Annotated in this window: 21 protein-coding genes and 1 pseudogene; 9 read left to right on the plus strand and 13 right to left on the minus strand. The window is 71.0% G+C overall.

Going from position 1 to position 26,563, the window contains the following annotated elements; all coding sequences use genetic code 11:
• Positions 1-68 precede the first annotated feature (68 nt).
• Genes NUT86_RS12535 through NUT86_RS12550 form a run of 4 tightly spaced genes read left to right on the plus strand, consistent with a single transcriptional unit; the run spans position 69 to position 3,507 of the window.
• Positions 69-704 (plus strand): TetR/AcrR family transcriptional regulator, encoded by a 636-nt coding sequence (locus NUT86_RS12535; RefSeq protein ID WP_274735185.1) that lies wholly within the window; start codon positions 69-71, stop codon positions 702-704.
• A gap of 54 nt (positions 705-758) precedes the next feature.
• Positions 759-1,673, plus strand: a complete 915-nt coding sequence (locus NUT86_RS12540) for a metal-dependent hydrolase (protein ID WP_026169727.1) — start codon at positions 759-761, stop codon at positions 1,671-1,673.
• Position 1,674: 1 nt separating this feature from the next.
• On the plus strand, positions 1,675-2,772 hold the full coding sequence (locus NUT86_RS12545; RefSeq protein ID WP_018090167.1) for a PDR/VanB family oxidoreductase: 1,098 nt from the start codon (positions 1,675-1,677) through the stop codon (positions 2,770-2,772).
• A gap of 48 nt (positions 2,773-2,820) precedes the next feature.
• Positions 2,821-3,507: a TetR/AcrR family transcriptional regulator gene (locus NUT86_RS12550; RefSeq protein WP_037741874.1), complete on the plus strand. Its 687-nt coding sequence runs from the start codon at positions 2,821-2,823 to the stop codon at positions 3,505-3,507.
• A gap of 617 nt (positions 3,508-4,124) precedes the next feature.
• Here NUT86_RS12550 and NUT86_RS12555 read toward each other — a convergent pair.
• Together NUT86_RS12555 and pulA are read right to left on the minus strand one after the other, a co-directional pair.
• Positions 4,125-5,144 carry a hypothetical protein gene (locus NUT86_RS12555; protein WP_266448034.1) on the minus strand — a complete coding sequence of 340 codons (1,020 nt, stop codon included), beginning with the start codon at positions 5,142-5,144 and terminating at the stop codon, positions 4,125-4,127.
• A gap of 88 nt (positions 5,145-5,232) precedes the next feature.
• A complete protein-coding gene (pulA, locus tag NUT86_RS12560; RefSeq protein ID WP_342456235.1) occupies positions 5,233-7,875 on the minus strand; it encodes a pullulanase-type alpha-1,6-glucosidase in 2,643 nt (880 codons plus the stop codon).
• 343 nt (positions 7,876-8,218) lie between these two features.
• On the opposite strand from pulA, the gene NUT86_RS12565 reads away from it, so the two are divergent.
• Positions 8,219-8,629 carry a cupin domain-containing protein gene (locus NUT86_RS12565; RefSeq protein WP_274735188.1) on the plus strand — a complete coding sequence of 137 codons (411 nt, stop codon included), beginning with the start codon at positions 8,219-8,221 and terminating at the stop codon, positions 8,627-8,629.
• A 3-nt stretch (positions 8,630-8,632) separates the two neighbouring features.
• Here the strand turns inward: NUT86_RS12565 and NUT86_RS12570 are convergent, their stop codons facing one another.
• Positions 8,633-9,016 (minus strand): VOC family protein, encoded by a 384-nt coding sequence (locus NUT86_RS12570; RefSeq protein ID WP_274735189.1) that lies wholly within the window; start codon positions 9,014-9,016, stop codon positions 8,633-8,635.
• Between the two features lie 129 nt (positions 9,017-9,145).
• Here NUT86_RS12570 and NUT86_RS12575 point away from each other — a divergent pair, with 129 nt between their 5' ends.
• Positions 9,146-9,394: a DUF397 domain-containing protein gene (locus tag NUT86_RS12575; RefSeq protein WP_266448028.1), complete on the plus strand. Its 249-nt coding sequence runs from the start codon at positions 9,146-9,148 to the stop codon at positions 9,392-9,394.
• Positions 9,395-9,461: 67 nt separating this feature from the next.
• On the opposite strand, the gene NUT86_RS12580 is transcribed toward NUT86_RS12575, so the two are convergent.
• From NUT86_RS12580 to NUT86_RS12605, 6 genes are all read right to left on the minus strand, one after another.
• Positions 9,462-9,818 (minus strand): hypothetical protein, encoded by a 357-nt coding sequence (locus NUT86_RS12580; protein ID WP_018090215.1) that lies wholly within the window; start codon positions 9,816-9,818, stop codon positions 9,462-9,464.
• A gap of 65 nt (positions 9,819-9,883) precedes the next feature.
• Entirely contained in the window at positions 9,884-10,981 is a 1,098-nt protein-coding gene (locus NUT86_RS12585; RefSeq protein ID WP_018090214.1) for a LacI family DNA-binding transcriptional regulator, read from the minus strand.
• Positions 10,978-12,579 (minus strand): glycoside hydrolase family 13 protein, encoded by a 1,602-nt coding sequence (locus tag NUT86_RS12590; protein WP_274735192.1) that lies wholly within the window; start codon positions 12,577-12,579, stop codon positions 10,978-10,980. The genes NUT86_RS12585 and NUT86_RS12590 overlap by 4 nt, the downstream gene beginning before the upstream one ends.
• A gap of 1 nt (position 12,580) precedes the next feature.
• The gene (locus NUT86_RS12595; RefSeq protein ID WP_051104154.1) at positions 12,581-13,441 is read right to left on the minus strand and encodes a sugar ABC transporter permease; all 861 of its coding nucleotides are present in this window, start codon (positions 13,439-13,441) and stop codon (positions 12,581-12,583) included.
• Positions 13,442-13,443: 2 nt separating this feature from the next.
• Entirely contained in the window at positions 13,444-14,322 is an 879-nt protein-coding gene (locus NUT86_RS12600; protein WP_202444301.1) for a carbohydrate ABC transporter permease, read from the minus strand.
• Between the two features lie 53 nt (positions 14,323-14,375).
• Positions 14,376-15,653, minus strand: a complete 1,278-nt coding sequence (locus tag NUT86_RS12605; RefSeq protein WP_274735195.1) for an extracellular solute-binding protein — start codon at positions 15,651-15,653, stop codon at positions 14,376-14,378.
• 225 nt (positions 15,654-15,878) lie between these two features.
• Between NUT86_RS12605 and NUT86_RS12610 the strand changes: the two genes are divergently transcribed.
• From NUT86_RS12610 to NUT86_RS12620, 3 genes are all read left to right on the plus strand, one after another.
• Positions 15,879-17,510: a glycoside hydrolase family 13 protein gene (locus NUT86_RS12610; RefSeq protein WP_274735197.1), complete on the plus strand. Its 1,632-nt coding sequence runs from the start codon at positions 15,879-15,881 to the stop codon at positions 17,508-17,510.
• Positions 17,511-17,534: 24 nt separating this feature from the next.
• A complete protein-coding gene (locus NUT86_RS12615) occupies positions 17,535-18,587 on the plus strand; it encodes a LacI family DNA-binding transcriptional regulator (RefSeq protein WP_148589590.1) in 1,053 nt (350 codons plus the stop codon).
• Positions 18,588-18,938: 351 nt separating this feature from the next.
• Complete coding sequence (locus NUT86_RS12620) at positions 18,939-19,769, plus strand: phosphatase PAP2 family protein (protein WP_274735200.1); 831 nt, start codon at positions 18,939-18,941, stop codon at positions 19,767-19,769.
• A 317-nt stretch (positions 19,770-20,086) separates the two neighbouring features.
• Here the strand turns inward: NUT86_RS12620 and NUT86_RS12625 are convergent, their stop codons facing one another.
• From NUT86_RS12625 to NUT86_RS12640, 4 genes and pseudogenes are all read right to left on the minus strand, one after another.
• Positions 20,087-23,110, minus strand: a complete 3,024-nt coding sequence (locus tag NUT86_RS12625) for a bifunctional [glutamine synthetase] adenylyltransferase/[glutamine synthetase]-adenylyl-L-tyrosine phosphorylase (RefSeq protein ID WP_159488470.1) — start codon at positions 23,108-23,110, stop codon at positions 20,087-20,089.
• 27 nt (positions 23,111-23,137) lie between these two features.
• A pseudogene (locus NUT86_RS12630) lies at positions 23,138-23,221 on the minus strand (glutamine synthetase); the annotation flags it as partial.
• A gap of 719 nt (positions 23,222-23,940) precedes the next feature.
• Positions 23,941-25,302: a type I glutamate--ammonia ligase gene (gene glnA, locus NUT86_RS12635; protein WP_018090204.1), complete on the minus strand. Its 1,362-nt coding sequence runs from the start codon at positions 25,300-25,302 to the stop codon at positions 23,941-23,943.
• 320 nt (positions 25,303-25,622) lie between these two features.
• Positions 25,623-26,522, minus strand: a complete 900-nt coding sequence (locus NUT86_RS12640) for an alpha/beta fold hydrolase (RefSeq protein WP_266449768.1) — start codon at positions 26,520-26,522, stop codon at positions 25,623-25,625.
• Between the last annotated feature and the right edge of the window lie 41 nt (positions 26,523-26,563).

Consider the following 26,563-nt stretch of genomic DNA (forward strand, 5'->3'; position numbering starts at 1 on the left):
AGTAGATGCCTGTCTACTGGCCGGGAACGTACGGCCGTTACTGGACAGGTGTCAAGTAACGTGTAGCCATGCCCCCACGCCGCAGGCTCGCCCCCGCCGAGCGCCGCAGCCAGCTGCTCGACACCGGAGCGCAGCTCTTCGCGGCGAAGCCGTACGACGAGGTGTTCATGGAGGAGATCGCCGAACGGGCCGGCATCTCCCGCGCCCTGCTGTACCGCTACTTCCCGAACAAGCGCGATCTGTTCGCCGCGGTCTACCAGCAGGCCGCGGACCGGCTGCTGACCCGCACGGAACTCGATCCGGCCCGCCCCGTGGGCGAGCAGCTGCGCGCCGGACTCGACGCGCACATCGACTACTTCACCGCGAACCGGAACACCGTGCTCGCGGCCAACCGGGTGCTCGCCGGGGACCCGGTGATCCAGACCGTCATCACCGATGAGCTGACCGAGCTGCGACGGCGGCTGCTCGACTCCACCGGGCTCGGCGACGGCCCCGGGGAGCCGGTGTCGGCGGCACTGATGGGCTGGCTGGTGTTCGTCCGCACGCTCTGCGTGGACTGGCTGACGCATCAGACGTTCAGCCGCACCGAGTTGCGGGAGATGTGCGTCGGCGCGCTGCTGGGGGCGCTGCGGCCGGTGATGGATCCCGCCCGGCTGCTCACCGGCGACGAGGAGAGCCCCGCGGACGCCCGTCCCACGCCCTGAGGTTTCCCCGCCCAAGGGGTACCGGCACTCCTTACCCACCAGTACATTGACGCCATGTCTAATACGGCCTCGTTGCGGCCCCAGCCGGCCGCGTCCGAGCACACCCCGCTGAAGGCCCGCAACGTCGCCTTCGACTGGGCGGACACCCCGTTGCACTGGATACCGGGCGACCCGTTCAGCACCCACACCATCAACGTCCTGCATCTGCTGCTGCCGGCCGGTGAGCGCTGGTTCGTGCACGTCTACAAGCAGGTGCTGCCGTACATCCGCGACCCCCGGCTGCGGGAGGACGTGATCGGGTTCATCGGCCAGGAGGCGATGCACTCGCAGGCGCACGACGAGGTGCTGCCGCACCTCAAGGAGCAGGGGCTGGACCCGGCCCCGTACACCGCGCAGGTCGACTGGCTCTTCGAGAAGCTGCTCGGCGACCGCACCCTGCCGCCGGGCCGGGCCCGGCGGTGGTGGCTGCTGGAGCGGGTCGCGCTGATCGCCGCCATCGAGCACTACACCGCGTTCCTCGGCGACTGGGTGCTCAACGCCCGGGCGCTGGACGCGAAGGGCGCCGATCCGACGATGCTGGACCTGCTGCGCTGGCACGGCGCGGAGGAGGTCGAGCACCGCTCGGTGGCCTTCGATCTCTTCGTCCATCTGGACGGCGGCTACCGGCGGCGGGTCCGCACCTGGGCCACGGCGTTCACCGCGCTGGTCTTCCTGTGGCAGCGCGGCACCCGCTTCTTCATGGCGAACGACCCGTCCCTGGCCGACGGGAAGGCGAGCTTCCCGGAGTTCGTCCGCGCCGGACGGCGGGGCACGCTGCCGACGACCGGGGCCATGGCCCGCTCCATCCCGCAGTACCTCAGCCGCACCTACCACCCCTCCCAGCACGGCAGCACCGAGCAGGCCGTCGCCTATCTCGCCGCCTCCCCCGCCGCGACCGCGGCCGAGGCCCGTACCACCGGAGGTGCCTGAGATGCCCCGGACACCCCGCGTACGCACCGTCGTACTGGTCGCCGCGGCGGCACTGGCCGCCCGGCGCGCGCTGCGCCGACGGGTCCGGGCCTCCCCCCTGTGGCCGCTGCCCGCGCTGGAACACCCGGTCTCCGGGCAGGGCCGCAAGGCACCGGAGACCCGGCAGTTGACAGTGGTGGAGCGTACGGAGGAGGCCGAGGGCGTGATCCGGCTGCGCCTGGCGGGCGAAGGCCTTCCGGCCTGGGAACCGGGCGCACACCTCGATCTGCTCCTCCCCTCGGGAGCCGTCCGCCAGTACTCACTCTGCGGGGAGCCCGGAGAAAAGCCCGACTCCTACACCATCGCCGCCCGGCTGATCGAGGACGGCCGGGGCGGCTCGCGCGAGGTGCACGAGCGGCTGCACGAGGGGACGGTCGTCGAGGTCCGCGGCCCCCGCAACCGCTTCCCGCTCCGGGACAGCCCCGCCTATGTCTTCCTCGCGGGCGGCATCGGCATCACCCCGGTCCTGCCGATGGTGCGGCAGGCCGAGCGGGCGGGGGTGCCGTGGCGGCTGCTGTACTGCGGGCGGTCACGGGCCTCGATGCCGTTCCTGGCGGAGCTCAAGGAACTGGCGGGGGCCGACGGCGACCGGCTGACGGTGGTCGCCGAGGACGAGGACGGACGGCCCGATCTGGCGGCGGCGCTCACCGGTGCGCCCCCACAGGCGGCCGTCTACTGCTGCGGTCCCGAGCCCCTGATGGACGCGGTCGCGGCCCTGCTGCCGGCCGTGACCGAGGGACTGACCCTGCACACCGAGCGGTTCACGGCGGCCGCCCCCTCCCCCGCGGGCGGGAACGCGCCGTTCGAGGTCGAGCTGCACCGCACCGGCCGTACGGTCGCGGTGCCCGCGGACACCAGTGTGCTGCGGGCCATCCGCGACCAGGCGCTGCCCGATCTGCCGTACTCCTGCGAGCGGGGATTCTGCGGCACCTGCCAACAGCGGGTGCTGTCCGGAGAGGTGGACCACCGCGATGACCTGCTGACGGACACCGAGCGCAACGACTCGCTGCTGATCTGTGTCTCCCGGGCGCGCGGTGGACGTCTTGTGCTCGATCTGTGATTCCACCGGCGATTCCGTGCCGCGTCCCAGGTCGTTAGGGTGACCCGTATGACCACCGGGACGCGCCGCAGAATGGGCGTCGAGGAGCGGCGTGAGCAGCTGATCGCTGTCGCACTCGACCTCTTCAGCCACCGTTCCCCGGAGGATGTGTCGATCGACGAGGTCGCCGAGGCGGCCGGTATCTCCCGCCCGCTCGTCTACCACTACTTCCCCGGCAAGCAGCAGCTGTACGAGGCCGCGCTGCGACGGGCCGCCGAGGAGCTCACGGCCCGTTTCGTGGAGCCGCACGAAGGCCCGCTCGGCGCCCGGCTGTTGCGCGTCATGGAGCGGTTCTTCGACTTCGTGGCCGAACACGGCCCCGGCTTCTCGGCACTGATGCGCGGCGGCCCCGCGATCGGTTCGACCCGCACCGGCGCGATGATCGACAGCGTCCGGCAGGCCGCCTACGAACAGATCCTCGCCCATCTCGGCATCCCCGACCCCGCCCCCCGGCTGGAGTTGGTGGTCCGCTCCTGGGTCTCCCTGGCCGAGACCACCGCACTGCTGTGGCTCGACGGCCGCCGCGTACCGCGCGCGGAGCTGGAACGGCAGCTGGTGCACGATTTCGCTGCGCTGGCGGCGGTGAGTGCGGCCTACGACGACCAGATGGCCGAGGTCGTCCGCCGCGTCCTGGCCGACGAGCCCGCGGACGGGATGTTCGCGGATCTTGTGCTCCGCCTAGGGAGATTTGCTTAGGCTTCCTACGTTTTCGGCTTTCCCGTCGTAGTGGCTTCTCGCCGTTGCGGGTCCGCTGCGCGGGGCTTGGGCTCGGGTGACGCTTGCGAGTGCCTCGCCGTTGCGGGTCCGCTGCGCGGGGCTTGGGCTCGGGTGACGCTTGCGAGTCCCTCGCCGTGGCGCCTGCGGCGGGCGGGTGGTTGTCGGGTGCGGTGACGGACCTCCGGGGCAGGGTTTCCGGACTGCTTCGCTTTACGTCCGGAAACCCTGCCCCTCCGGCCCGTCCCCTCCCGTGGGAGGAGTCAGTGACGGTGAGTGGGGGCGAACGTCCGTAGACGGCAATTTCACTCCTGCTCCGCGAGGAGCACATGACCACTGGCGGGCACCCCCACCAGCCGTTTTTCCCACCCACCAACGGGAGGGGACGGGCCGGAGGGGGAGGGGTGTGGGACGTAAAGCGAAGCAGTCCCACACCCCTCCCCCGGAGGTCCGTCACCGCACCCCGACAGCCCCGCGCAGCGGACCGGCCCGCCGCAGGCGCCACGGCGAGAAAGCCGAAGACGCGGGCCGAAGGCAAAGCGCAGCGCACGGCGAGCAACACCCACGGCGAGAAAGCCAAAAACGCGGGCCGAAGAAGCTCAGCGCGCCCCGTAGCGGGCGGCAAGTACGTGGAACGCCCGCTTCGGTTCCCACGGCATATCGGGGTAGGCACGCTTGTCGGCGGGATAGCCGCTGTGCTCGTCCAGGACTTTGACGATGCCGTAGGAGGCGAGGTCCTCGTCCGGTCCGGATGTCCGGTGGGGTGTGCTGAAACCGGCGAAGCTGAACCAGAAGACGGAATCGACGCCCTCCCCCTCGAAGACGGTCATGAGATCGTCGAGGTAGCGGACCTGCTCGCCCTCGTCGCGCACCAGGCCGGGTTTGAGGGTGACGCCGTCGGCCTCCCTCGCCATGTACCAGCCGGCGCCGCCGTACTCTCCCGCCCCCCGGTAGGTGCAGCAGCCGGCCTCCATGATGGCGACGGGCTTGCCGTGGCCGCATTCCTTGCGCAGGTCGCTGCGGTAGGTGGCCGCATTGCGCAGGCTACGGAAGGCGTCCAGGCCGACGATGTCGAACGGGGCCCAGTCCACGCCGTCCAGAGGGCAGGAGGCGTAGCTCACGCGGCCGCCGAAGAGGGGCCGCACGGTGTCGACGGCCTCCCCCAGGAAGGCGTTGACCTTGTCGGGGATGCCCTGGAGCGCGGCTTCGCGGCCGGGGCCCGCCAGGACCGGAATGCGCTCGTTCAGTGTGTCCCCGGGCAGGTATCCGCGGGCGAACACGCTGAGTTCGCAGCCGGTGACGAGGACGACCTCGGCGCCGTCGCGCCGCAGTCGCTCCGCCCGCTCGGCGCAGTCGGTGAACAGCGGCAGCATCTCGGCGTTCGACAGCTCGCAGGGAAACGGCGAGAACCAGACCTCCAGGCCCGCCTCCGCCGCGTACCGCGCCGTAGCCTCGATACGGTCCGGATCGCCCCCGGTGATACGGACAGCGGTGCAGTGCAGGTCCTCCGCGACGACACGCATGTCCCGTTCGACGTCCCGAACGTCGAAGACGGGGCGCGACGTGTCGCCGTTGGGAAAAGTGCCGGTGTCGTAATGGATGCCCTTGCCGCGCAACATGACGAATGCCTCCGGTGGATTGACCGTGTCTGCCGTACGGCGTCATCGTCCAAGTTGCCGCTGCGTCAGCGTCAAGGCCGCACCGCGCTCAGCCGCGGCGGAAGACCGCCACCGTGCGGGCCGGGACCGTGAAGGTGCCCGAGGCGGGTGCGTAGGACGCGGTGGCGGTGGTGCGGTCCGTGCCCCGGGCCTGGACGGGGTGCAGGGCGTAGGGGGCGCCCGCGAGGTCGCGGACCGTCTGGTGCTGTGGGGACGGGGTGGCGTTGAGGACGACGACGAGGTTGCCGAGGCGCATGGTGATCACGCCGGGGGTCTCGTCCTTCCCGGAGAGGGGGAAGGAGAGCTGCGACTGGACCGCGGCGGTGCTGGACAGGCCGAAGGCCGGTTCGGTGGCGTGGATGCGGAGCAGGTCGCGGTAGGCGGCCGACGTGCTGTGGAGCGTGGCGCAGCCCGGCCGGAGTGCGGGGTCGGCCAGCAGGGGCCGGGCGTAGGGCCACTTGTCCTTGTTGTCGGCGGCCGGGGGCAGGCCGCGGCCGAAGCCGTTGCCGTCGGCGCAGTTCCAGTGCAGGGCGTTGTACCAGTCGCCGCTGTCGAAGGAGTTGCGGTCCAGGGACTTGGAGCGGAGGAGGTCGGAGCCCGCCTGGGAGAGCGCGGGCCCTTGCGACAGGGCCGCGGTGGCGAGGGCCAGGACCTGCATACGGCCGCGGTCGGCGGCGCCGGTGTGCGGCGGGAGTTTGTAGGCGAGCGCGTCGTAGAGGGTTTCGTTGTCGTGGGCGTCGGCGTAGGCGAGCGCGTCACCGGGGGCGGCGGCGTAGCCGGCCGGGGCGCCGTTGTAGTCGACCTGGGAGCCCTTGACGCGGCGGCCGGTGGTGTCGGTGAAGGTGTAGTCGGCGAGGTTGCCGGTGAGACCGACCTTGAGGAGATCCTGGTAGTGGAGGAGGCGGGCGCGCTGCTCGGCCGGAGTGCCGTTCCCGGCCGATGAGTTGGGGTCGGTGTACAGGCCCGAGGCGAAGCCCTGGACGCGGGGGTCGGCGTCGAAGGGGCCGCCGCCGCGCACCGCGTCCCGTGCCCGGTCGCTGAAGGTGGCGATACCGGTGCCGGCCATGTTCCGCTGGGTGGCCTGGACGAAGCGGGCGTCGTTCGCGGCCTCGCCGAAGTTCCAGCCCTCGCCGTAGAGGATGATCTTCTTGCCGTCGACGCCGTCCTTCTCCGGGGTCAGCGCGTCGAGGGCCTTCCTGACGGCGAGGATATTGGCCTTGGGGTGGTGGCCCATGAGGTCGAAGCGGAAACCGTCGACCTTGTACTCCTTGGCCCAGGTGACGACCGAGTCGACGACGAGCTTGCCCATCATGGTGTGTTCGGGCGCGGTGCCGGAACAGCAGGTGGAGGTGGCCACCCCGCCGTCGTCGAGCAGCCGCTGGTAGTAGCCGGGGACGATGCGGTCCAGTACGGAGTGCGGGTCCTGGCCGTCGGCGGCGGTGTGGTTGTAGACGACGTCCATGACGGTGCGCAGCCCGGCGCGGTTGAGGCCCTGGACCATGCGCCGGAACTCGACGGTGCGGGCCGTGCCCCCCGGGTCGGAGGCGTAGGACCCCTCGGGGACGGTGTAGTGCAGCGGGTCGTAGCCCCAGTTGTAGGCGTCGCGGGCGGCGGTCTTCCCGACGCAGTCCTGCTGGCGGTCGGAGTCGGGGGCGTACGAGGCGAGATCGCAGCCGGGGCGGGACTGGTCGGCGGGCCGCTCGGGGGTGGTGGTGAAGTCGAAGGCGGGCAGCAGGTGGACGTAGGAGGTACCGGACCGGGCGAGGGAGCGCAGATGCCGCATCCCGTCCGAGCGCCGGTCGGTGAAGGCGAGGTACTGCCCCGGGTGGCCGGAGGTGCGGTCCTCGACGGAGAAGTCGCGGACGTGCAGCTCCTGGATACGGGCCCGGCGCAGCGGCACCGCGGCGGGCTTCGTCAGCCGTGCCCAGCCGTCCGGAGCGAGCTCCGGGTCGTCGAGATCGGTGACAAGGCTGCGGGCCGAGTCCGCGGTCAGCGCGGTGGAGTAGGGGTCGGTGACCTTGTTGGTGACGGTCTTGCCCACGCTGGGCGCCCAGACCGTGACGAGGTAGCGGTACGGCTTTCCGGCCCAGTCGCGCGCCCCCTGGACCCGCCAGACTCCGGTGCGGTCGTCGCGCCGCATCGGGACCGTACGGCCGTCGAGTTCCAGGGCGACGGTGCGGGCGGTGGGCGCCCAGACGGACAGGGCGGGCCGGCCGTCGCGGCCGAACACCGGCCCCAGCGGGGCATGTTGGGCACGGGCCCCGTAGAGGTCGTCCAGAACGCCGGGTATCTGGACGCCGGTGGTGGCGCGCCGCCCGTCCGCCGTGCGCTGGGCTGCCAGGAGCTTGCCACGCAGGGCGTCGGGAGCCAGATGGCGGTCGCGGGGGTCAACGGTGAAGGCCGGGTACGAGGCCAGGTGAGGGTAGGCGGCCCGCTCGGCCGGAGTGAGGGCCCCCGGCGCAAGCCGGATACGGGTACCGCCAGCCCCGAACTCCAGCTGGACGGCGGAGCGTTCGGCGCCCTTCCAGATGACGGTGTCGCGGTCGATCCACTGGGCCAGAGCCTTGTCCGGAGGGGGCGGCGCCGCCTGAGCCGGTTGCTGCGGGGACGAGACCAGCAGGGTCGCCGTACCGAGGACCAGGGCGACCGCGGCGGCCAGGCGCCGGCGGGACCGGCGGGTGGTGGAGGGCATGGGTCATGGTTCTATCCGCGCCGACGCATCGATGCAAGACCTTACGCAAGAACCTGCAAGGGTGCTACGTTCCCGCAGGAGCCGCTCCGGCCGGGCGGAGGCCCGTCCTGACACGGACCCACGCGCACGGCCGGCCGGGGCGGCGTCCAGGAGAGACCCCAACAGGCCGTGCCGGTCGCCCGTTCCGAACCCTTCACCGGATGCCCGTCGAGCACGGTGCGAGGTTTTGCCCAACGGTCGACCACCTGCCACCCCGAACCGGATAGCGTCCCGACATCCTTTATTGATCGCGATGTGCGGACTTCTCCAGGCATGACCGGAGAGGCCCGCCGGGAGGCATGTCATGAGTGTGGTCAACCTGTTCCGGGCCGCGGCCGCGCTGCCGGACGCCTGGAGCTCTCGTCCACTGGGTGAGGTGGGGACGGCCTGCGTCAAGGTGCTGCGGATGGATGAACTGCCGGTTGAGGAGGAAGCACACGGCACCGCCGAAGTTCTGCTCGTACTCGACGGCAGGCTGGAACTGAGCGTGGAGGATGCCGAGGTGACAGTGGGGCCGGGCGAGATGTACCTGGTGAAGGCGGGCGCCCGGCATGCCGTTCGCCCGGGAAGCCGGGGCACCCTGGTGATCGTGGAAGTACCCGAGGGGCCAGGGGGCGACGGGCCCCTTGCGACCGACGGCCTTCAGGGGGCCGGGCCATCAGCCCCCTCCCCGGCTGACCACGCACTGCGGGGCGGCACCGGCCGTTCAGCGTGAGCCTCAAGACGACATGGCAGCCCGGTCGGACTCGCTGCGGAGAACGCAGAATTCATTGCCTTCAGGGTCCGCGAGGACGGCCCAGCCCGCGCCGTCGCTCTCCCGGCGATCGGTGACCAGGGTGGCACCGAGGCCGAGCAGCCTCTCGACCTCCTCCTCGCGCGAGGTCTTCGGGCGCAGGCAGAGGTGGATCCTGTTCTTGACCGTCTTCGGTTCCGGCACCCGGTTGAAGTACAGCACCGGCCCCTCCGGCAGCATCACCTCGGTCTCCGCTGCGCCCGGCCTGTGCTCCGGATGCAGCGGACAGCCGAGCACCTCGCTCCAAAACCGGGCCAGCTCATAGGCATCCGCACAGTCGATCGCTACGTTCTGCACCACCGAGACCATGCGCATGATCCTGCCCCGAGCAACGCCCGGTCGGCCACCACATTGCGACGAGACGCCGGCAGCCCTCTCGTCACAGGCCCTCACCCCCGAAGACTCCGTGGGCCTGTTGAAGCGAATTCGAGGAGCGCTATGAGCACCGATGAACTGGCCTGGTTCAAAAGCAGCTACAGCGGCTCGCAGGGCGACGACTGCCTAGAAGTCGCCCTCTCCTGGCACAAGTCCAGCTACAGCGGCGGCGATGGCGACAGCTGCATCGAGATCGCCACCTCCCCCACCACCATCCACATCCGCGACTCCAAGGACAAGGCCGGTCCGCAGCTCGCGGTGCCCGCCGGGGCCTGGGCGGCGTTTGTCGGGTACGCCGTCGCGCTGGCCTGACGCCGGGCGCCGTGGCGCCGGGGCCAGGGCGGTACGCCGCCCGCGGCCCCGGCCCCGGCCCCCCGCGTCAGCCGATCTTGACGTACCGGATGTTGACCAACGGCCACCAGGTGCCACTGGCCTCCGAGGTCTTCCCGGGGGCGACGGTCGAGCCGTCTCCCTTGCAGTCGTCCGCGGTGTACCAGGTCACCTTCTTGTCGGTGTGGTTGGTGATTCTCCGGTAGCCGACCGAGCCCCACGGCGGCGTTTCCTTGCCGACGTAGTAGCAAGCCCCGTCCTTGGGGTTGGTCAGCGTCCGCTCACCGTTCCCGGAGAATTCCAGGGTGCCGGTCGCGGCGTGTGCGCCGCCCGTTCCCAGGATCAGAAGGGAAGCGGCCATGGCGCCCATGGCCAGCGTGCGTCCCGCGTTCCTGCGCATGTTCACGTCGTTCTCTTCCTTCCGGAATGACAACCCGTACGGAATGGGACGCTAGGTACCGGGGTTATGTTTCACCTATCGGCCGGTGCCCGCCCGTTATCGGCACCAGGTCGCAGGGGCCCCGTCGACCCCCGTACCACCAGCTCCGGCCGGAAGACGAACTCGGTGCGCTGCGGCGGGGTTTGACGTCCCTGGGCGCGTTCGTGGATCTCCTCGATCAACGCCCCCACCGCCGCCGTCGCCATCGACTGCACCGGCTGGCGCACCGTGGTCAGGGGCGGGTCGGTGAAGGCGATCAGCTGGGAGTCGTCGAAGCCGACGACCGAGACGTCGCCCGGGACGGCCAGGCCGCGCTGGCGGGCCGCGCGGACGACGCCCAGTGCCATCAGGTCACTGCCGCAGACGACGCCGGTGCAGCCGTCGTCGAGCAGTGCCGCGGCTGCCGCATGGCCGCCCTCGACGCTGAACAGGGTGTGCTGGACACGCCGTTCGGCCTGCCCCCTCGACAGGCCGAACGACTCCTCCAGCGCCGCCACGAAGCCTTCGGCCTTGCGGCGGGAGGGCACATAGCGGGCCGGGCCGACGGCCAGCCCGATCCGCTCGTGCCCCAGCTCTGCCAGGTGGCGCACCGCCATCCGGGCCGCCGCGCCGTCGTCGGGTGAGACGAACGGCGCGTCGATGCGCGCGTTGTAGCCGTTGATGAGGACGAACGGGACGCCGCGCGAGACCAGTCGGGCGTAACGGGACGGGTCGGCTCGGGTGTCGGCGTGCAGACCGGAGAGGAAGACGATGCCGGTGACGCCGCGCTCCTCCAGCTGCTCGACGAGTTCGTCCTCGGTGGCTCCGCCCGGCATCTGGGTGCACAGCACCGGGGTGTAGCCGTGGCCCGCCAGGGACTGTTCGATGATCTGGGCGAAGGCGGGGAAGATCGGGTTGGTCAGTTCGGGGATGACGAGGCCGACCAGTCCGGCGCTGCGGCGGCGCAGCCGTACGGGACGTTCGTAGCCGAGGACGTCGAGCGCGGCGAGCACCCGCTGCCGGGTGCTCGCCGCCACGCCCGCCTTGCCGTTCAGGACCCGGCTGACGGTCGCCTCGCTGACGTCCGCCTGGGCGGCGATGTCGGAGAGCCGGGGAGTGGCCGGGGTGCCGCCGGGATCGGGCAGGGTCACTCCTCCCACCAGACGGTGGTGTCGGCGGGCAGGTCGAAGTCCCCCTCGGATGTGTTCAGTTGGCGGGAGGCGAGCAGAAGCCGGCCGGGGACGGGCAGCCAGGCCGGGGACCCGGTCGTGTTGACCGTGCAGATCAGGCCGCCGGGGCGGCGGAAGGACAGGACGCCGTCGGGGGCGTCCAGCCACTCGACCGCGTCGCCCGCGCCCAGGCCGGGGTGGGTGCGCCGCAGGGTGAGGGCGGTGCGGTAGAGCTCCAGGGTGGAGGAGGGGTCGCCGGTCTGGGCCTCGACGGTGAGGGCTGCCCAGTCGTCCGGCTGCGGAAGCCAGCTGCCGCCGTCGCCGAAGCCGTACGGGGGTGCGTCGCCGCTCCACGGGAGCGGGACCCGGCAGCCGTCGCGCAGGCCCTCCTGGCCGGCGTCCCGGAAGAAGGAGGGGTCCTGGCGGACCTCGTCGGGGAGGTCGGTGACCTCGGGCAGGCCCAGTTCCTCGCCCTGGTAGAGGTAGGCGGAGCCGGGCAGCGCCAGCATCAGGAGGGTGGCGGCGCGGGCGCGATCCAGGTCGCCGCCGAGGCGGGAGCGGTGGCGTACGACGTCGTGGTTGGACAGCACCCAGGTCGTCGGGGCGGCCACCGGGCGCATGGCGTCGAGGGAGGAGTCGATCGCCTCGCGGAGCGCCGCCGCGTCCCACCCCGTGTCCAGGTAGTGGAAGTTGAAGGCCTGGTGGAGCTCGTCGGGACGGAGGTAGAGGGCGGTGCGGTCGGCGCTGGGGGTCCAGGCCTCGGCGACCGCGATCCGCTCGCCCGCGTACTCGTCGAGGACGGTGCGCCAGGAGCGGTAGATGGCGTGGACGCCGTCCTGGTCGAAGAACGGCAGGACCTGGTTGCCGAGCAGTTTCAGCTGCTCGCCCCGGCCCATGTCGGGCAGGCCGGGCGCCTTGACCAGGCCGTGGGCCACATCCACCCGGAAGCCGTCCACGCCCAGGTCCAGCCAGAAGCGCAGGATCGAGCGGAACTCGTCCTGGACGGCGGGGTGGTCCCAGTTGAAGTCGGGCTGTTCAGGGGCGAAGAGGTGGAGGTACCACTCGCCGTCGGGGACCCGGGTCCAGGCGGGGCCGCCGAAGAGGGACTCCCAGTCGTTGGGCGGCTCCTCGCCGTTCTGGCCCCGTCCCTTGCGGAAGTGGAAGCGCTCGCGCAGTACCGAACCCGGGCCCTCCGCCAGTCCGCGGCGGAACCATTCGTGCTGGTCGGAGCAGTGGTTGGGGACGAGGTCGACGATGATGCGCAGATCCAGCCGATGGGCCTCGCGGATGACGGCCTCGGCGTCGGGCAGGGTGCCGAACATCGGGTCGATGGCGCGGTAGTCGGCGACGTCGTAGCCGGCGTCGGCCTGCGGGGAGGCGTAGAAGGGGCTGAGCCAGACGGCGTCCACGCCCAGGTCGCGCAGGTACGGCAGCCGGCTGCGGACACCGGCCAGATCCCCCATGCCGTCGCCGTTGGCGTCGGCGAAGCTGCGCGGATAGACCTGGTAGATCACCGCGTCGCGCCACCAGTCGGTGGCAGGAGTGACGTTCTCAGGGGTGACGTTGTGCTGTGGAGTCATTTCAACCCTTGGTGGTGCCGGCGGTCAGTCCGGCTACGAGGTGGCGCTGGGCGAAGGCGAAGACGAGTGCGGCCGGGACGGCGATGATCACGGCGGCGGCGGTCATCGAACCCCAGTCGTTGGTGTACTGGTTGACGAAGGTCTGCAGGCCGCCGGCGAGCGTCAGGTTCTCCTCGCCGGTCATGAACGCGGAGGCGTAGGCGACCTCGGCCCAGGCGGTGACGAAGGTGTAGAAGCCGGTGACGGCGAGGCCGGGGCGGGCCAGCGGCAGGACGAGCCGCCAGAAGGTGCCGAAGGGGTTGAGGCCGTCGACCCGGCCGGCTTCGTCGATCTCCACCGGGATGGTGTCGAAGAAGCCCTTCATCATCCAGGCGCAGAACGGGACGGCGATGGTCAGATACGTGATGACCAGGCCCGCGGGCTGGTTGAGGAGGCCGAGGCTCGCCAGGAGGTTGTAGAGCGGCACGATCAGGACCGCGACCGGGAACATCTGGGTGATCAGCAGCAGCCACATCAGCGGGCGCATCCCGGGGAAGCGGAAGCGGCTGACGGCGTAGCCGGTGGTGGCGGCGATGAAGACCCCGAGGACGGTGGTCAGCCCGACGATGATCACGGAGTTCTTGAACCAGGTCAGGAACTCGGTGTCGGCCAGTACATGGGTGTAGTTGGCGAAGGTGAAGTGGGTGACCAGGCCGGTGGAGAAGGCGTCGTTCTTCGGTTTGAAGGACGTCACCAGCAGCCACAGGGGCGGGAAGACCGCCAGTACGGCCGCGACGGCCAGTCCGGCGTGCAGTCCGATGGAGGCCGGCCGGGACCGCTGGTTGCGCTTGCGGGCCCGACGGGCCGGGTGCGTGCGGGTCATGGTCACCACACCTCTCCCTGCTTGCGCAGCGCCCGGCGGTAGACGACCGCGACGACCGAGAGCAGGACCAGGATCAGGACGCCCCAGGCCGCGGACTCGGAGAAGTTGCGGGGGCTGTCGATGAAGGAGAGCCGGTAGGCGTAGGTCACCAGGATCTCGGTGGCGTCGCCGGGGCCGCCCCGGGTGAGCAGGAAGATCACCGGGAACATGTTGAAGGTCCAGATGGTGGAGAGCAGGATGACGGTGCTGCTGACGGACCGCAGCCCCGGCACGGTGATGTGGCGGAAGCGCTGCCAGGCACTGGCGCCGTCCATCTCCGCGGCCTCGTAGAGCTCGCCCGGTATGGACTGCAGTCCGCCGAGCAGCGCGACGAGCATGAAGGGCACGCCGAGCCAGACGTTGACGGCGATGACCGAGAGCTTGGCCCAGGTCGGGTCGTTGAGCCACGGGACCGCGTCGATACCGCCGCCGGCCAGCAGCTTGTTGAGGATGCCGTTCTTCTCGTTGTAGAGCATCCGCCAGGTGAAGACCGAGATGAAGGCGGGGATGGCCCACGGCAGGATCAGCGCGAGGCGGTAGAAGGTGCGGCCGCGCAGGGTGCGGTTGAGCATGTTCGCCAGCGCGAGGCCGGTCAGGAAGGTGAGCGAGACACAGCCGACGGTCCACAGGACGGTCCAGCCGAGGCGGTCCCAGAAGACGCCGTCGGAGAGGACCGCCCGGTAGTTGTCCAGGCCGGTGAACTTGTAGGTGGCGGGGAGGTGGTTGACGCCGATGTTCCGCTCGACGTTGGCCTCATTGGCGTCCGTGAGCGAGAGGAAGACGCCGCGCACCAGCGGATAGCCGATGATCACCCCGATGACGAGTACCACCGGGGCGACCATCGTCCATGCGTACCAGTGGGTGCCCAGCGCCCGGCGCACCCGTACAGCAAAGGTCACTTGTAGTCCTTGAGCAGCTTCCGGTAGGCGTTGCCGGTCGCCTCGGCGGCCTGCTCGGGCGTGGCGGCGCCGGTGAGCACCTTGTTCATCTGGACCTTGACCGGCTCGAAGAGCGAGTTGCCCTCGGCGATCCAGGGGCGCTGGACGGCGCCGTCGACGGCGGGCTTGAAGAACTTGACCATCTCGTTGTTCTTGACGGCCGGCACGTCGTACACGGACTTGCGGGTGGGCAGCAGGCTGAGCTTCTCGTTGGTCTCCTGCTGGACCTTGGCCGAGCTCATGTACTTCACGAAGGCGTAGGAGGCCTGCAAGTTCTTGCTGCCGGCGTAGACGGAGAGGTTCCAGCCGCCCTGCGGGGAGCCCTGGGCGCTGCTGCCGCCGGGGACGGGGGCGACGCCGAGGTTCTTCTTGTCCTTGAAGGCCTTGCCGGCGCGGGCGCCTTCGATGTCCCAGGGGCCGTCGACGGCCATCGCGACATCGCCGTCCTTGAGGGCCTTGAGCTGGTTCTCCTGGCCGTCGGTGGCGTCGGTGACCGCGGCCTTGGAGTCCACCAGGTCCTTGATCGTCTTGAACGCCTTGACGCCGGCGCCGTCGTCGATCTCCACGACCTTGTCGCGGGCGTTGACCATGTCGCCGCCCTCGCCGTAGAGGTAGGGCAGGAACCAGTAGGGGTCGTCGCCGCGCAGATAGAGGGCGGTGGCGCCGGTCTTGGCCTTGATCTTCTTGGCGGCCTTGGACAGCTCTTCGAAGGTCTTGGGCACCTCGACGCCGGCGTCCTTGAGGAGCTTCTTGTTGTAGAAGAGGCCGAGGGTGTCGATGACCTGGGGTGCGGCGTAGGTCTTGCCCTTGAACTTCGTCGAGCCGACGGCCTGCGGGAGGTAGTCGTCGGTCGTGTCGAGGGCGGGGGTGCCGTCGAGCGGCGCGAGGTAGCCGAGGTTGGCGAAGTCGGCGACCCAGGCGACCTCGGTGCGCATCACGTCGGGGGCGCCGGAGTTGCCGCCGGCCGCATTCTTGAACTTGGCGTTGGCATCGCCGAAGGGCACGTTCACATACTTGACGCGGACCTTGGGGTGCTGCTTCTGGAAACCTTCGGCAAGTTTGCGGTACGTCGCCTTCTCGGCGTCGTTGGAGGTGTCCCAGAAGGTAACGGTTCCGGACAGTTCACCCCCGCTGTTGCCGCCGTCGCCGCTGTCGTCTCCGCCGCACGCTGTCGCTGCCAGTGCCAGGCCCGCTACCAGCGCGGTGGCCGTTGCGCCCCGTATGCCACGCCGCATGTGAACTCCTTAGGGAAATGCCTCAGATGGCGGTCAGGAACGTAACAGCGCTGAAAACAAACCGAAAGACCTTGCGGCAAATTTCTGCAAGACCATGGGAACGAATTGCAACGAGTTGGCTGGAACGGGACCCTCCGGGCGCCCTCGGCACCGTCACCCCGCGCCCGCCCGAGCGTTGATTCCGTGAAGGCACCCGACGCCTCTTGATCTCGACAGGGACGGCAGATGACCCAGGAGCTCACTTCCCCCAGCCCCGCCCCCCAGGCCCCCGGAACGGGCCGAGGTCCGGGGTGGTGGCGCGACGCCGTCATCTACCAGGTGTACGTGCGCTCGTTCTCGGACAGCGACGGCGACGGCATCGGCGATCTGCGCGGCGCCCGCGCCCGGCTGCCGTACCTCAAGGACCTGGGGGTGGACGCCGTCTGGCTCACCCCGTTCTATGCCTCACCGCAGGCCGACGGCGGCTACGACGTCGCCGACTACCGCGCCGTCGACCCGCTCTTCGGCAGCCTCCAGGACGCCGACGACCTGATCCGCACCGCCCATGACCTGGGCCTGCGGGTGATCGTCGACATCGTCCCCAACCACACCTCCGACCGGCACCCGTGGTTCCAGGACCCCGAGCTCGCCCGGCAGCGCTACCTCTTCCGCCCCGGCAAGGGGGAGAGCGGCGAACTCCCGCCCAACGACTGGGAGTCGGTCTTCGGCGGCCCGGCCTGGACCCGCACCGAGCACGGCGACTGGTATCTGCACCTCTTCGCCCCCGAGCAGCCCGACCTGAACTGGGACAACCCCGAGGTGCACGCCGAGTTCGAGGCCATCCTGCGCTTCTGGCTCGACCTCGGGGTGGACGGCTTCCGGGTCGATGTCGCTCACGGCATGATCAAGGCGCCCGGCCTGCCGGACATCGGCCACGGCCAGCAGGCCAAGCTGATCGGCAATCAGGTGCTGCCATTCTTCGACCAGGACGGGGTGCACGCCATCCACCGCACCTGGCGCCGTCTGCTGGACGGCTACGGCGACACCCACGGCAGGCAGGTGGTCGGCGTCGCCGAGGCCTGGGCCCCCACCGCCGAACGCCTCGCCCTCTACGTCCGCCCCGACGAACTCCACCAGGCCTTCAACTTCCAGTTCCTGAACGCCCCTTGGGAGGCCGACGCGCTGCGCGCGGTCATCGACACCTCGCTCGCCGCCACCACCTCGGTCGGCGCCCCGACGACCTGGGTGCTGTCCAACCACGACGTCGTACGGCACACCACCCGCCTCGGCGGCGGCCTGGACCGCGCCCGCGCCGCCACCCTCCTGATGCTGGCGCTGCCCGGCTCGGCCTACCTCTACCAGGGCGAGGAGCTGGGCCTGCCCGAGGTGACGGACCTGCCCGACGAGGCCCGGCAGGACCCGGCCTTCTTCCGCGGCGGCCGGACCGCCGGCGCGTCCGCCACCAGCGGCCAGGACGGTTTCCGCGACGGCTGCCGGGTGCCGCTCCCCTGGTCCGGCGACCTGCCGCCGTACGGCTTCGGCGACGGCGGCAGCTGGCTGCCGCAGCCGGACGACTGGGCAGCCCTCACCGTCGAGGCCCAGACCGGCGACCCCGCCTCCACCCTGGAGCTCTACCGCACCGCCCTCGCCCTGCGGCGCCGGCTGCCGGGTCTGGGCGACGGGGAGATGAGCTGGGCCCCCGCGCCCGACGGGGTGCTCGCCTTCACCCGCGCCGGTGTGCTGTGCGCCGTCAACACGCTGGGTCACGAGGTGGAACTGCCGCCGCCCGGAGCGCTGCTGCTGGCCAGCGCCCCGGTGACCGGCAAAGGCGCCGCCGCGGTGCTCCCCGGCGACAGCTGCAGCTGGTGGGCAATCTGAGAGCCGAACGGTACAGTCCCCCTCATGACCGCCCGGCTGTCCGACATCGCAGCGCAGGCGGGTGTCAGCGAGGCCACCGTCAGCCGGGTTCTCAACGGGAAGCCCGGTGTCTCCGCCACCACCCGCCAGTCCGTGCTGGCCGCCCTCGACGTGCTGGGCTACGAGCGCCCGGTGCGGCTGCGGCAGCGCAGCGCCGGGCTGGTCGGGCTGATCACTCCGGAGCTGGAGAACCCGATCTTCCCGGCCTTCGCCCAGGTCATCGGGCAGGCGCTGACCCGCCAGGGCTATACGCCCGTCCTGGCGACCCAGACGCCGGGCGGCTCCACGGAGGACGAGCTGACCGAGATGCTGGTGGACCGCGGAGTGGCCGGCATCATCTTCGTCTCCGGGCTGCACGCCGACACCTCCGCCGATATGCAGCGCTATGAGCAGCTGCGCGGCCAGGGCGTCCCGTTCGTCCTCATCAACGGCTTCTCCGACAAGGTGCAGGCACCGTTCGTCTCCCCCGACGACCGGGCCGCGGTCGACCTGGCCGTCACCCACCTCAGCGCGCTGGGCCACCGGCGGATCGGTCTGGCCCTCGGCCCCAAGCGGTTCGTGCCCGTCCAGCGCAAGATCGAGGGCTTTGTGCGCGCCATGCAGGAGCGGCTGCAGATCGGCCCGGCCGAGGCGGAGCCGTACATCCAGCACTCCCTCTACACCCTGGAGGGCGGCCAGGCAGCGGCGAGCGCGCTGATCGAGCGGGGCGCCACGGCCATCGTCTGCGCCAGCGACATGATGGCGCTCGGCGCGATCCGCGCGGCCCGGCAGCGCGGCCTCGACGTCCCCCGCGAGATCTCCGTGGTCGGCTTCGACGACTCCCCGCTCATCGCCTTCACCGACCCGCCGCTGACCACCATCCGCCAGCCGGTGACGGCCATGGGACAGGCCGCGGTACGGGCCCTCCTGGAGGAGATCGGCGGCACCCCGGCCCCCCACAGCGAGTTCGTCTTCCACCCCGAGCTGGTGGTACGCGGCTCGACCGCCTCGGCCCCGCGGACGACGGCGAGGATCCCGAAGCCGCTGCGGGCCACGTAGGGCCTGTCGGCAGCGCGAGCTGCGGAGCTTCGGCCATGCGTCGCCCTCGGTCCCGACCGACCACCTGGGGCCCTTGCCGTCGGCCTCTTCCAACTCCTTGTCACGCACAGTGCGGTGGGCATCGTGCGCGGACGTCCGAGGCCAGGCCGCTCCTACCGCCGATGCCGCCGGATACCCGGCGAGGCACAGCTCCTCCTTCTCCTCGGACGCCGGCGTGATCCGAAGAAGACAGGCGGCTCCATCACCCGGCAGTACGGGGTCCGGCCATCCCCCGCAAGTCCGATACCCGGCCTCGAATACCCGCCCGAAGGATGATCGGCGAGACGTCCGTTTCTGGCAGACTGTCTGCCTATGGGTGATGCGAATACGAGGATTTTGGACGGCCCGCCGACCACCCCGCCACCCAAGGGGGAGCACGCGGACCACCCGGCGACCGAAGGGCGATGGGCCCGTCTGCGTTCTCCCCGCACCCCCCGGCTCTGGTTCGAGATCCTGCTGATCGCGGTCAGCTACTGGACCTACTCCGTGGTCCGCAACGCCGTGCCCGAACAGAAGATCCAGGCACTGAAGAACGCCGACTGGATCTGGCAGACGGAGCACTCCCTGGGCATCGCCGTCGAACGCACCGTCAACCACGCGGTGGACTCCGTGACGTGGCTGATCGTGACGATGAACTACTACTACGCGACACTGCACTTCATCGTGACGATCGGCGTGCTGGTCTGGCTCTACCGCTGGCACCCCGGCCGCTATGCCGCCGCCCGGCTGGCCCTGTTCGCCACCACCGGCATCGCCCTGCTCGGCTACTACGTCTACCCGTTGGCGCCACCCCGGCTGATGCCGGACGGCGGCTTCATCGACACCCTCGTCCACCACGGGACCTGGGGCTCGATGGCGTCCGGCAACCTCGCCTCGATGTCCAACCAGTACGCCGCGATGCCGTCGATGCACATCGGCTGGTCACTGTGGTGCGGCATCACCATCGCCCTGCTCGCCAAGCCCCTCTGGTGCAGGCTGCTCGGGCTGCTCTACCCCACCGTCACCCTGCTGGTCATCATCTCCACCGCCAACCACTTCTGGCTGGACGCGGTGGGCGGCGCCCTGTGCCTGTCCTTCGGCTTCGGGCTGGCGTGCCTGTGGTATGGGGCGTTGCCGCATCGACTAGCCACGGTGGTGGCTTAGTCCTCCCACGTTTTTGGCTTTCCCGCCGTGGTGGTTTCTCGCCGTTGCGCCTGGCGGCGGGCGGGTCCGCTGCGCGGGGCTGTCGGGGTGCGGTGACGGGCCGGAGCGGGTGGGGGTGTCCGGACGTAAAGCGAAGCAGTCCACACACCAGGCCCCGGAGGGCCGTCACCGCACCCGACAACCACCCGCCCGCCGCAGGCGCAACGGCGAGGAACCCGCAAGCATCACCCGAACCCACGCCCCGCGCAGCGGACCCGCAACGGCGAGAAGCAAACACGGCGGGACAGCCGAAAACGTGGGAAGGCCAACCAAGCGCGTCACGCCCCGTAGAAGATTTCCTCCATCACGCCCCGGGCCCGGCGGGTGATGCGGCGGTAGTCGTCGATCATCTCGCCGATGTGGCCCTCTTCGTAGCCGAGGTAGCGGCCTACCGCCGCCAGTTCGCGGCCGTCGACGGGGAACGTGTCGCCGGGGCGGGCGCGCACCACCATCACCGCGTTGCGCACGCGCGCCGCCAGTACCCAGGCCTCGTCGAGGGTCTGGGCGTCCTCGGTGGCGATCAGGCCGGCGGCGTGTGCGGCGGCGAGCGCCTCGCGGGTGCGGGTGGTGCGCAGGCCGGGGAATTCCCAGCCGTGCTGCATCTGCAGCAGCTGTACCGTCCACTCGACATCGCTCAGCCCGCCGCGCCCCAGCTTGGCGTGGGTGGTGGGGTCCGCGCCGCGGGGCAGCCGCTCGGCCTCCATACGGGCCTTGAGCTTGCGGATCTCGCGGACCGCGTCCTCGCCCAGGCCCTCGGCGGGGTAGCGCAGCGGGTCGATCAGCTCGATGAACCGCTGGCCCAGCTCGGTGTCGCCCGCGACCGGTTCGGCCCGCAGCAGCGCCTGCGACTCCCACACCAGCGACCAGCGCCGGTAGTAGGCCGCGTACGAGGCGAGCGTGCGCACCAGCGGCCCCGATCTGCCCTCCGGGCGCAGATCCGCGTCGATGAGCAACGGCGGGTCGGAGGAGGGGAGTTCGAGCAGCCGGCGCATCTCGTTGGCGACGGCGTGCGCGGCCTTGGCGGCCTCCTGCTCGTCGGCGCCCTCGCGCGGTTCGTGGACGAAGAGCACATCGGCGTCCGAGCCGTAGTTCAGCTCGTGGCCGCCGAACCGGCCCATGCCGATCACCGCGAAGCGGGTGGGCAGGGTGTCGCCCCACTGCTGGCGGACCGCGGCACGCAGCGCACCGGCGAGGGTGGCGGCATTGAGGTCGGAGACGGCGGAGCCGACCGCGTCGACGGAGTTGCCGTGATCGTTGTCCGCCGGGCTGAACTCCGTGCCGTACGCACCGATCACATCCGCGGCGGCCGTACGGAAGAGCTCCCGGCGGCGCACCCCGCGGGCCGCCGCGACCGCCGCCTCCGCACCGTCCGCGCGGCCGACCGCGGCCAGCACCTCCTGCTCCAGCGCGGCCCGGCCGCGGGGCTGCAGCCCGTCGGGGGCGCCGAGCAGGGCGACCGCCTCGGGGGCGCGCAGCAGCAGATCGGGGGCCAGCCGGCCGGCCGACAGCACCCGGGCGAGGTTCTCGGCGGCGGCGCCCTCGTCGCGCAGCAGCCGCAGGTACCAGGGGGTCTTGCCGAGCGCGTCGGAGACCTTGCGGAAGTTGAGCAGTCCGGCGTCCGGGTCGGCGGAGTCCGCGAACCATGCGAGCAGCACCGGCAGCAGCGTCCGCTGGATGGCGGCCTTACGGGTCACACCGGACGCCAGCGCCTCCAGATGCCGCAGCGCGGCCACCGGGTCGGCGTAGCCCAGCGCTTCGAGACGGTGGCCGGCGGCCTTGGCGGACAGCCGGGCCTCGCCGGGCTCCAGGGTGGCGACGGCATCGAGCAGCGGACGGTAGAAGAGCTTTTCGTGCAGCCGGCGCACTTCCCGGGCGTGCCACTTCCACTCCTTGCGGAGGGTGTCGACCGGTTCGGTCCGCAGGCCCAACGAGCGTGCCAGGCGCCGCTGTTCGCCCTCGTCCTCGGGCATCAGATGGGTACGGCGCATCCGGAAGAGCTGGATGCGGTGTTCCAGGGTGCGCAGGAAACGGTAGGCGGCGTCCAGGGCCGCGGCGTCCTGGCGTCCGACATAGCCGCCGGCGGCCAGCGCCGCCAGGGCGTCGAGGGTGGTGGCGCTGCGCAGGGTGGCGTCGCTGCGGCCGTGGACGAGCTGGAGCAGCTGGACGGCGAACTCGACGTCGCGCAGTCCGCCGGGGCCGAGCTTGAGTTCCCGCTCCACCTGGGCCGCGGGGATGTTCTCGACGACCCGGCGGCGCATCTGGCGCACATCGGCGACGAAGTTCTCCCGCTCGGCGACCTCCCAGACCATGGGCGCCAGCGCGTCCACGTACTCCTGGCCCAGCTGGAGGTCACCGGCCATCGGGCGGGCCTTGAGCAGCGCCTGGAACTCCCAGGTCTTGGCCCAGCGCTGGTAGTAGGCGAGGTGGCTGGAGAGGGTGCGCACCAGCGGGCCGTTGCGGCCCTCGGGGCGCAGGTTGGCGTCCACCGGCCAGATCGTGCCCTCGGCGGTGTTGTCCGAGCACAGGCGCATCATGCGGGCGGCGAGCCGGGTCGCGGCCTGCAGCGCCTGGGCCTCGTCCACGCCCTCCTTGGCCTCGGCGACGAAGATGACGTCGACATCGGAGACGTAGTTCAGCTCCCGGCCGCCGCATTTGCCCATGCCGATGACGGCCAGCCGGCACACCGCGGCGTCGCCGGGCGCCTCCTCGTAGCTGATCTCCAGGGCGGCCCGTACCGTGGCGGTGGCCAGGTCCGCCAGCTCGGCCGCGGCCTCGGCGACGTCGGTCGTGCCGCACACATCGCGGGCGGCGATGCCCAGCAGCGAGCGGCGGTAGGCGGTGCGCAGCGCGTCGGCGCGGGGCCGTTCGGCGTTCCCGCCGCCCCAGATTCCCTCGGCGAGCGCCAGCTCGAACTCGGGGGTGGTGGGGTGCAGGTCGACCGACTCGTAGGTGACCAGCGACTGCCAGTCGCGCGGATGCCGTACGAGGTGGTCGGCGAGCGCCTCGGAGGCGCCCAGCACCCCCAGCAGCCGGTCGCGCAGCGGTTTCGCCGCGGCGACGGTGCTCAGCAGCGTCTGCTGCTCGTCCGGTTCCTGGGCCTCGACCAGCCGGGCCAGGCTGTGCAGGGCGAGGTCCGGGTCCGCGGTGGCGCCCAGCGCCTCCAGCAGCACCGAGTCATCGCGTACGGACGCGAACGGAGGGGTATCGAGCAGCTCCCCGGCCGCCGAGGGGTTGGTGAAACCGTGCCTCAGCAGCCGGGTGAAGGTGCTGCTCCGTCGTCCCTGCGGAGCGGGAAGTGCCATGGTGCAGCCTCTCGGTGGCGCGGTGGCTCAGAGCACGGGCAGCATCGTGCGCAGCTCGAAAGCCGTGACCTCGGAGCGGTACTCCTCCCACTCCTTCTTCTTGTTGCGCAGGGATTGATGTACGCCTTTGCTCACCTCCCAAGACTCTACCGGGATGCCCCCTGACCAGCAGTCGGGCGGTTGCCGCTGGTCAGGCCTCGGTGGGCGGCCGCGGGGTGGGTTCTTTTCCACCGATGGTCCACGAACGTGACAGTCACCTCGCACCGTCCGTATCCCTGCGGCAACCTGGTGGAGTGACGGAGCACGGGACATGGAGTCGCGGCAGAAGGACAGCCGAAGGCGCGGTCCGATGAGGCGACGGCCCCTGATCTGGTCCGGTGCCGCCCTCATGGCAGTGGCTGTGGCTCTGCTCGCCACGGCCGTCTTCAGCTTTCTGACCGGCGATGGGGAGGAGGCCACCTCCACCTCGCACCGTGCGAGCAAGGCACCGTCGGTGTCTGCGCACCCCACCGCCTCCGAGTCCCCTGGTGCCACACCCGAGTCCCCTGGCACCCCATCACCCCCCGAGAGCGACAGCCCGCGCTCAAGGCGATCCCCCACCCCCACCGTGACGGTCACCCAGTTCGTTCAAGTACCCGTGGCAGGGGCGGGAGGGCCTGAGCTCATCACCGCGATCGGGGGGCTGATCACCGCTGGTGTCGGCGCCGCCTCATTCCTCGTGGGAATGAGGCGGCGGGACCGCAGGGAGGCCGAACGGGTACAGCCGCCGGCCAGCGGTTCCTGAGGATCCGGGTCGCCCAGGCACCGCGCGTCAGCCCGCTGACCTGCGGCTACAGCACCGGCAGCATCTTGCGCAGCTCGAAGGCGGTGACCTCGGAGCGGTACTCCTCCCACTCCTGCTTCTTGTTGCGCAGGAAGAAGTCGAAGACATGCTCGCCGAGGGTCTCGGCGACCAGTTCGCTGCGCTCCATCAGCTCGATGGCCTCGCCGAGGTTCTGCGGCAGCGGCTCGATGCCCATCGCCCGGCGCTCGGAGTCGGACAGCGCCCAGACGTCGTCATCGGCGCCGGCCGGGAGCTCGTAGCCCTCCTCGATGCCCTTGAGGCCGGCCGCGAGCAGCACGGCGTACGTCAGATAGGGGTTGGCGCCGGAGTCGATGGAGCGGACCTCCACCCGGGTCGAGCCCATCTTGCCGGGCTTGTACATCGGCACGCGGATCAGCGCGGAGCGGTTGTTGTGGCCCCAGCAGATGTAGGAGGGGGCCTCGCCGCCGGCGCCGGCGGTGCGGTTGGCGCCGCCCCAGATGCGCTTGTAGGAGTTGACCCACTGGTTGGTGACGGCGGAGATCTCCCCGGCGTGCCGCAGCAGACCGGCGATGAACGAACGGCCGACCTTGGAGAGTTGGTACTCCGAGCCGGACTCGTGGAAGGCGTTGCGGTCGCCCTCGAAGAGGGAGAGGTGGGTGTGCATACCGGAGCCCGGGTACTCCGAGAACGGCTTGGGCATGAAGGTGGCCTGCACGCCCTGCTCCAGCGCGACCTGCTTCATGACCAGGCGGAACGTCATGATGTTGTCGGCGGTCGAGAGCGCGTCGGCGTAGCGCAGGTCGATCTCCTGCTGGCCGGGGGCGCCCTCGTGGTGGCTGAACTCCACCGAGATGCCCATCGACTCCAGCATCGTGATCGCCTGGCGGCGGAAGTCCATGCCGACGTTCTGCGGGGTGTGGTCGAAGTAGCCGGAGGAGTCACCGGGGGTCGGCCGCTGGCCGTCCACGGGCTTGTCCTTGAGCAGGAAGAACTCGATCTCGGGGTGGGTGTAGAAGGTGAACCCGAGGTCGGAGGTCTTGGCCAGGATGCGCTTGAGGACATAGCGCGGGTCGGCGTAGGAGGGGGAGCCGTCCGGCATCAGGATGTCGCAGAACATCCGGGCGGTGCCGGGGGCCTCGGCGCGCCAGGGCAGGATCTGGAAGGTGCCGGGATCGGGTTTGGCGATCATGTCGGATTCGTATACCCGTGCGAATCCCTCGATGGCCGAGCCGTCGAAGCCGATGCCCTCGTCGAAGGCCTGCTCCAGCTCCGCGGGGGCCACCGCCACGGACTTGAGGAACCCGAGCACGTCGGTGAACCACAGCCGTACGAAGCGGATGTCGCGCTCCTCGAGCGTTCGGAGCACAAACTCCTGCTGCTTGTCCATGGGTCACCAATCCTTGCAGGTCAATCGGCCTGTCCAGCCACGTGGAACAACGTGCTGTGGCACCAGTATCACGTGAGGGGGTTACCGTCACATTACGCACCCTTGGCCTGAACCAGAACCGCCGTCCCGTAACCCTCACCTCGCATCCTTCCCGCAGCACACGGGCTCAGCGCGGCCGGCGACGTCAATCGGGGGGCTTGGCCCAGCCTTGGTCCCTCGCTGGGGGTTCGTTGACGTGGAATTGGCGTGCCGGGCCCTTGCTCCGCCCGGCCCGCGGGTGCCGGGCTCTTGCTCCGCCCGGCCCGTCGTACGCCGGGTTCCTACGGCCGGTCCGCCACCGTCGCGTCGTGTCCCGTCCCCGACAGGTCCAGCACCGCCCGCGCCACCGACTCCGGCACATCGGCCATGACCAGGTGGCCCGCGGGGGCGGCGACCGCGAACCGGCCGCCCAGCTCCGCGGCGAGCCCCCGCTGGCGCTCCAGCCAGCGCAGCCGTCCCGCCGTCTCGCTGCCGTCGTAGGCCGCGAGGACGGTCACCGGCACCGCGGGCAGTGGATGGTCCGGGCGCAGCGCGGCGAGCTCCGCGGCCTGGTAGGGGTAGGTCGTGTTCTCCAGGACGCAGGCCCGCGCGACCCGGCTGGTGCGGTAGCCGGCGCGTTCCCAGGGGTGCGGTGGATGGGTGCCGACGGTCGAGGCGCGGCCGATCAGCCGGCGGGCGGCGGGTCCCAGGGCGCGGGGCAGCCCGGCGGCGGACAGGGCACCGGCCACCCCGCCCGCCCAGGCGGTCCGCAGCGCGCGCGGCAGCCGGGGCCGGGGGTTGTCCTCGATGCTGGCGTCGACCAGGAGGAGTCCGGCGCAGCGGTCCGGGTGCCGCCGGGCGAACGCCTCGGCGTGGAATCCGGCGAGCGAGTGGCCGACGACGGTGGCCGGGCCGAAGTGGCCGAGCGCGTCCAGGAGGTGGACGATCCGGTCGGCCTCGGCGGCGAGGGTGGGCGGTTCGGGCGCCGGGGCGCTCAGGCCGAGACCGGGGCGGTCGAAGCGGACGACGGTGCGGTGCGGGGCGAGCAGCGCGGCGACCGCGTCCCAGTCGAACCACGCCATGCCGAGGCCGCCGCTGAGGACGCAGACCGGGCCGCGGCCCTCGGTCAGGACGTGCAGCGGCACACCGTCCACGCGCAGGAAGCGGCCGGGAGTGGGGAGGGGGCGGAGGGTGCGGCTCATCGGTCTCCTTGGCCTTGTCCTCGCTGCGGGGGCGGGGAGAG

Origin of the sequence: Streptomyces sp. G7(2002) (genome assembly GCF_028870195.1) — a bacterium.
GTDB lineage: Bacteria > Actinomycetota > Actinomycetes > Streptomycetales > Streptomycetaceae > Streptomyces > Streptomyces nigrescens.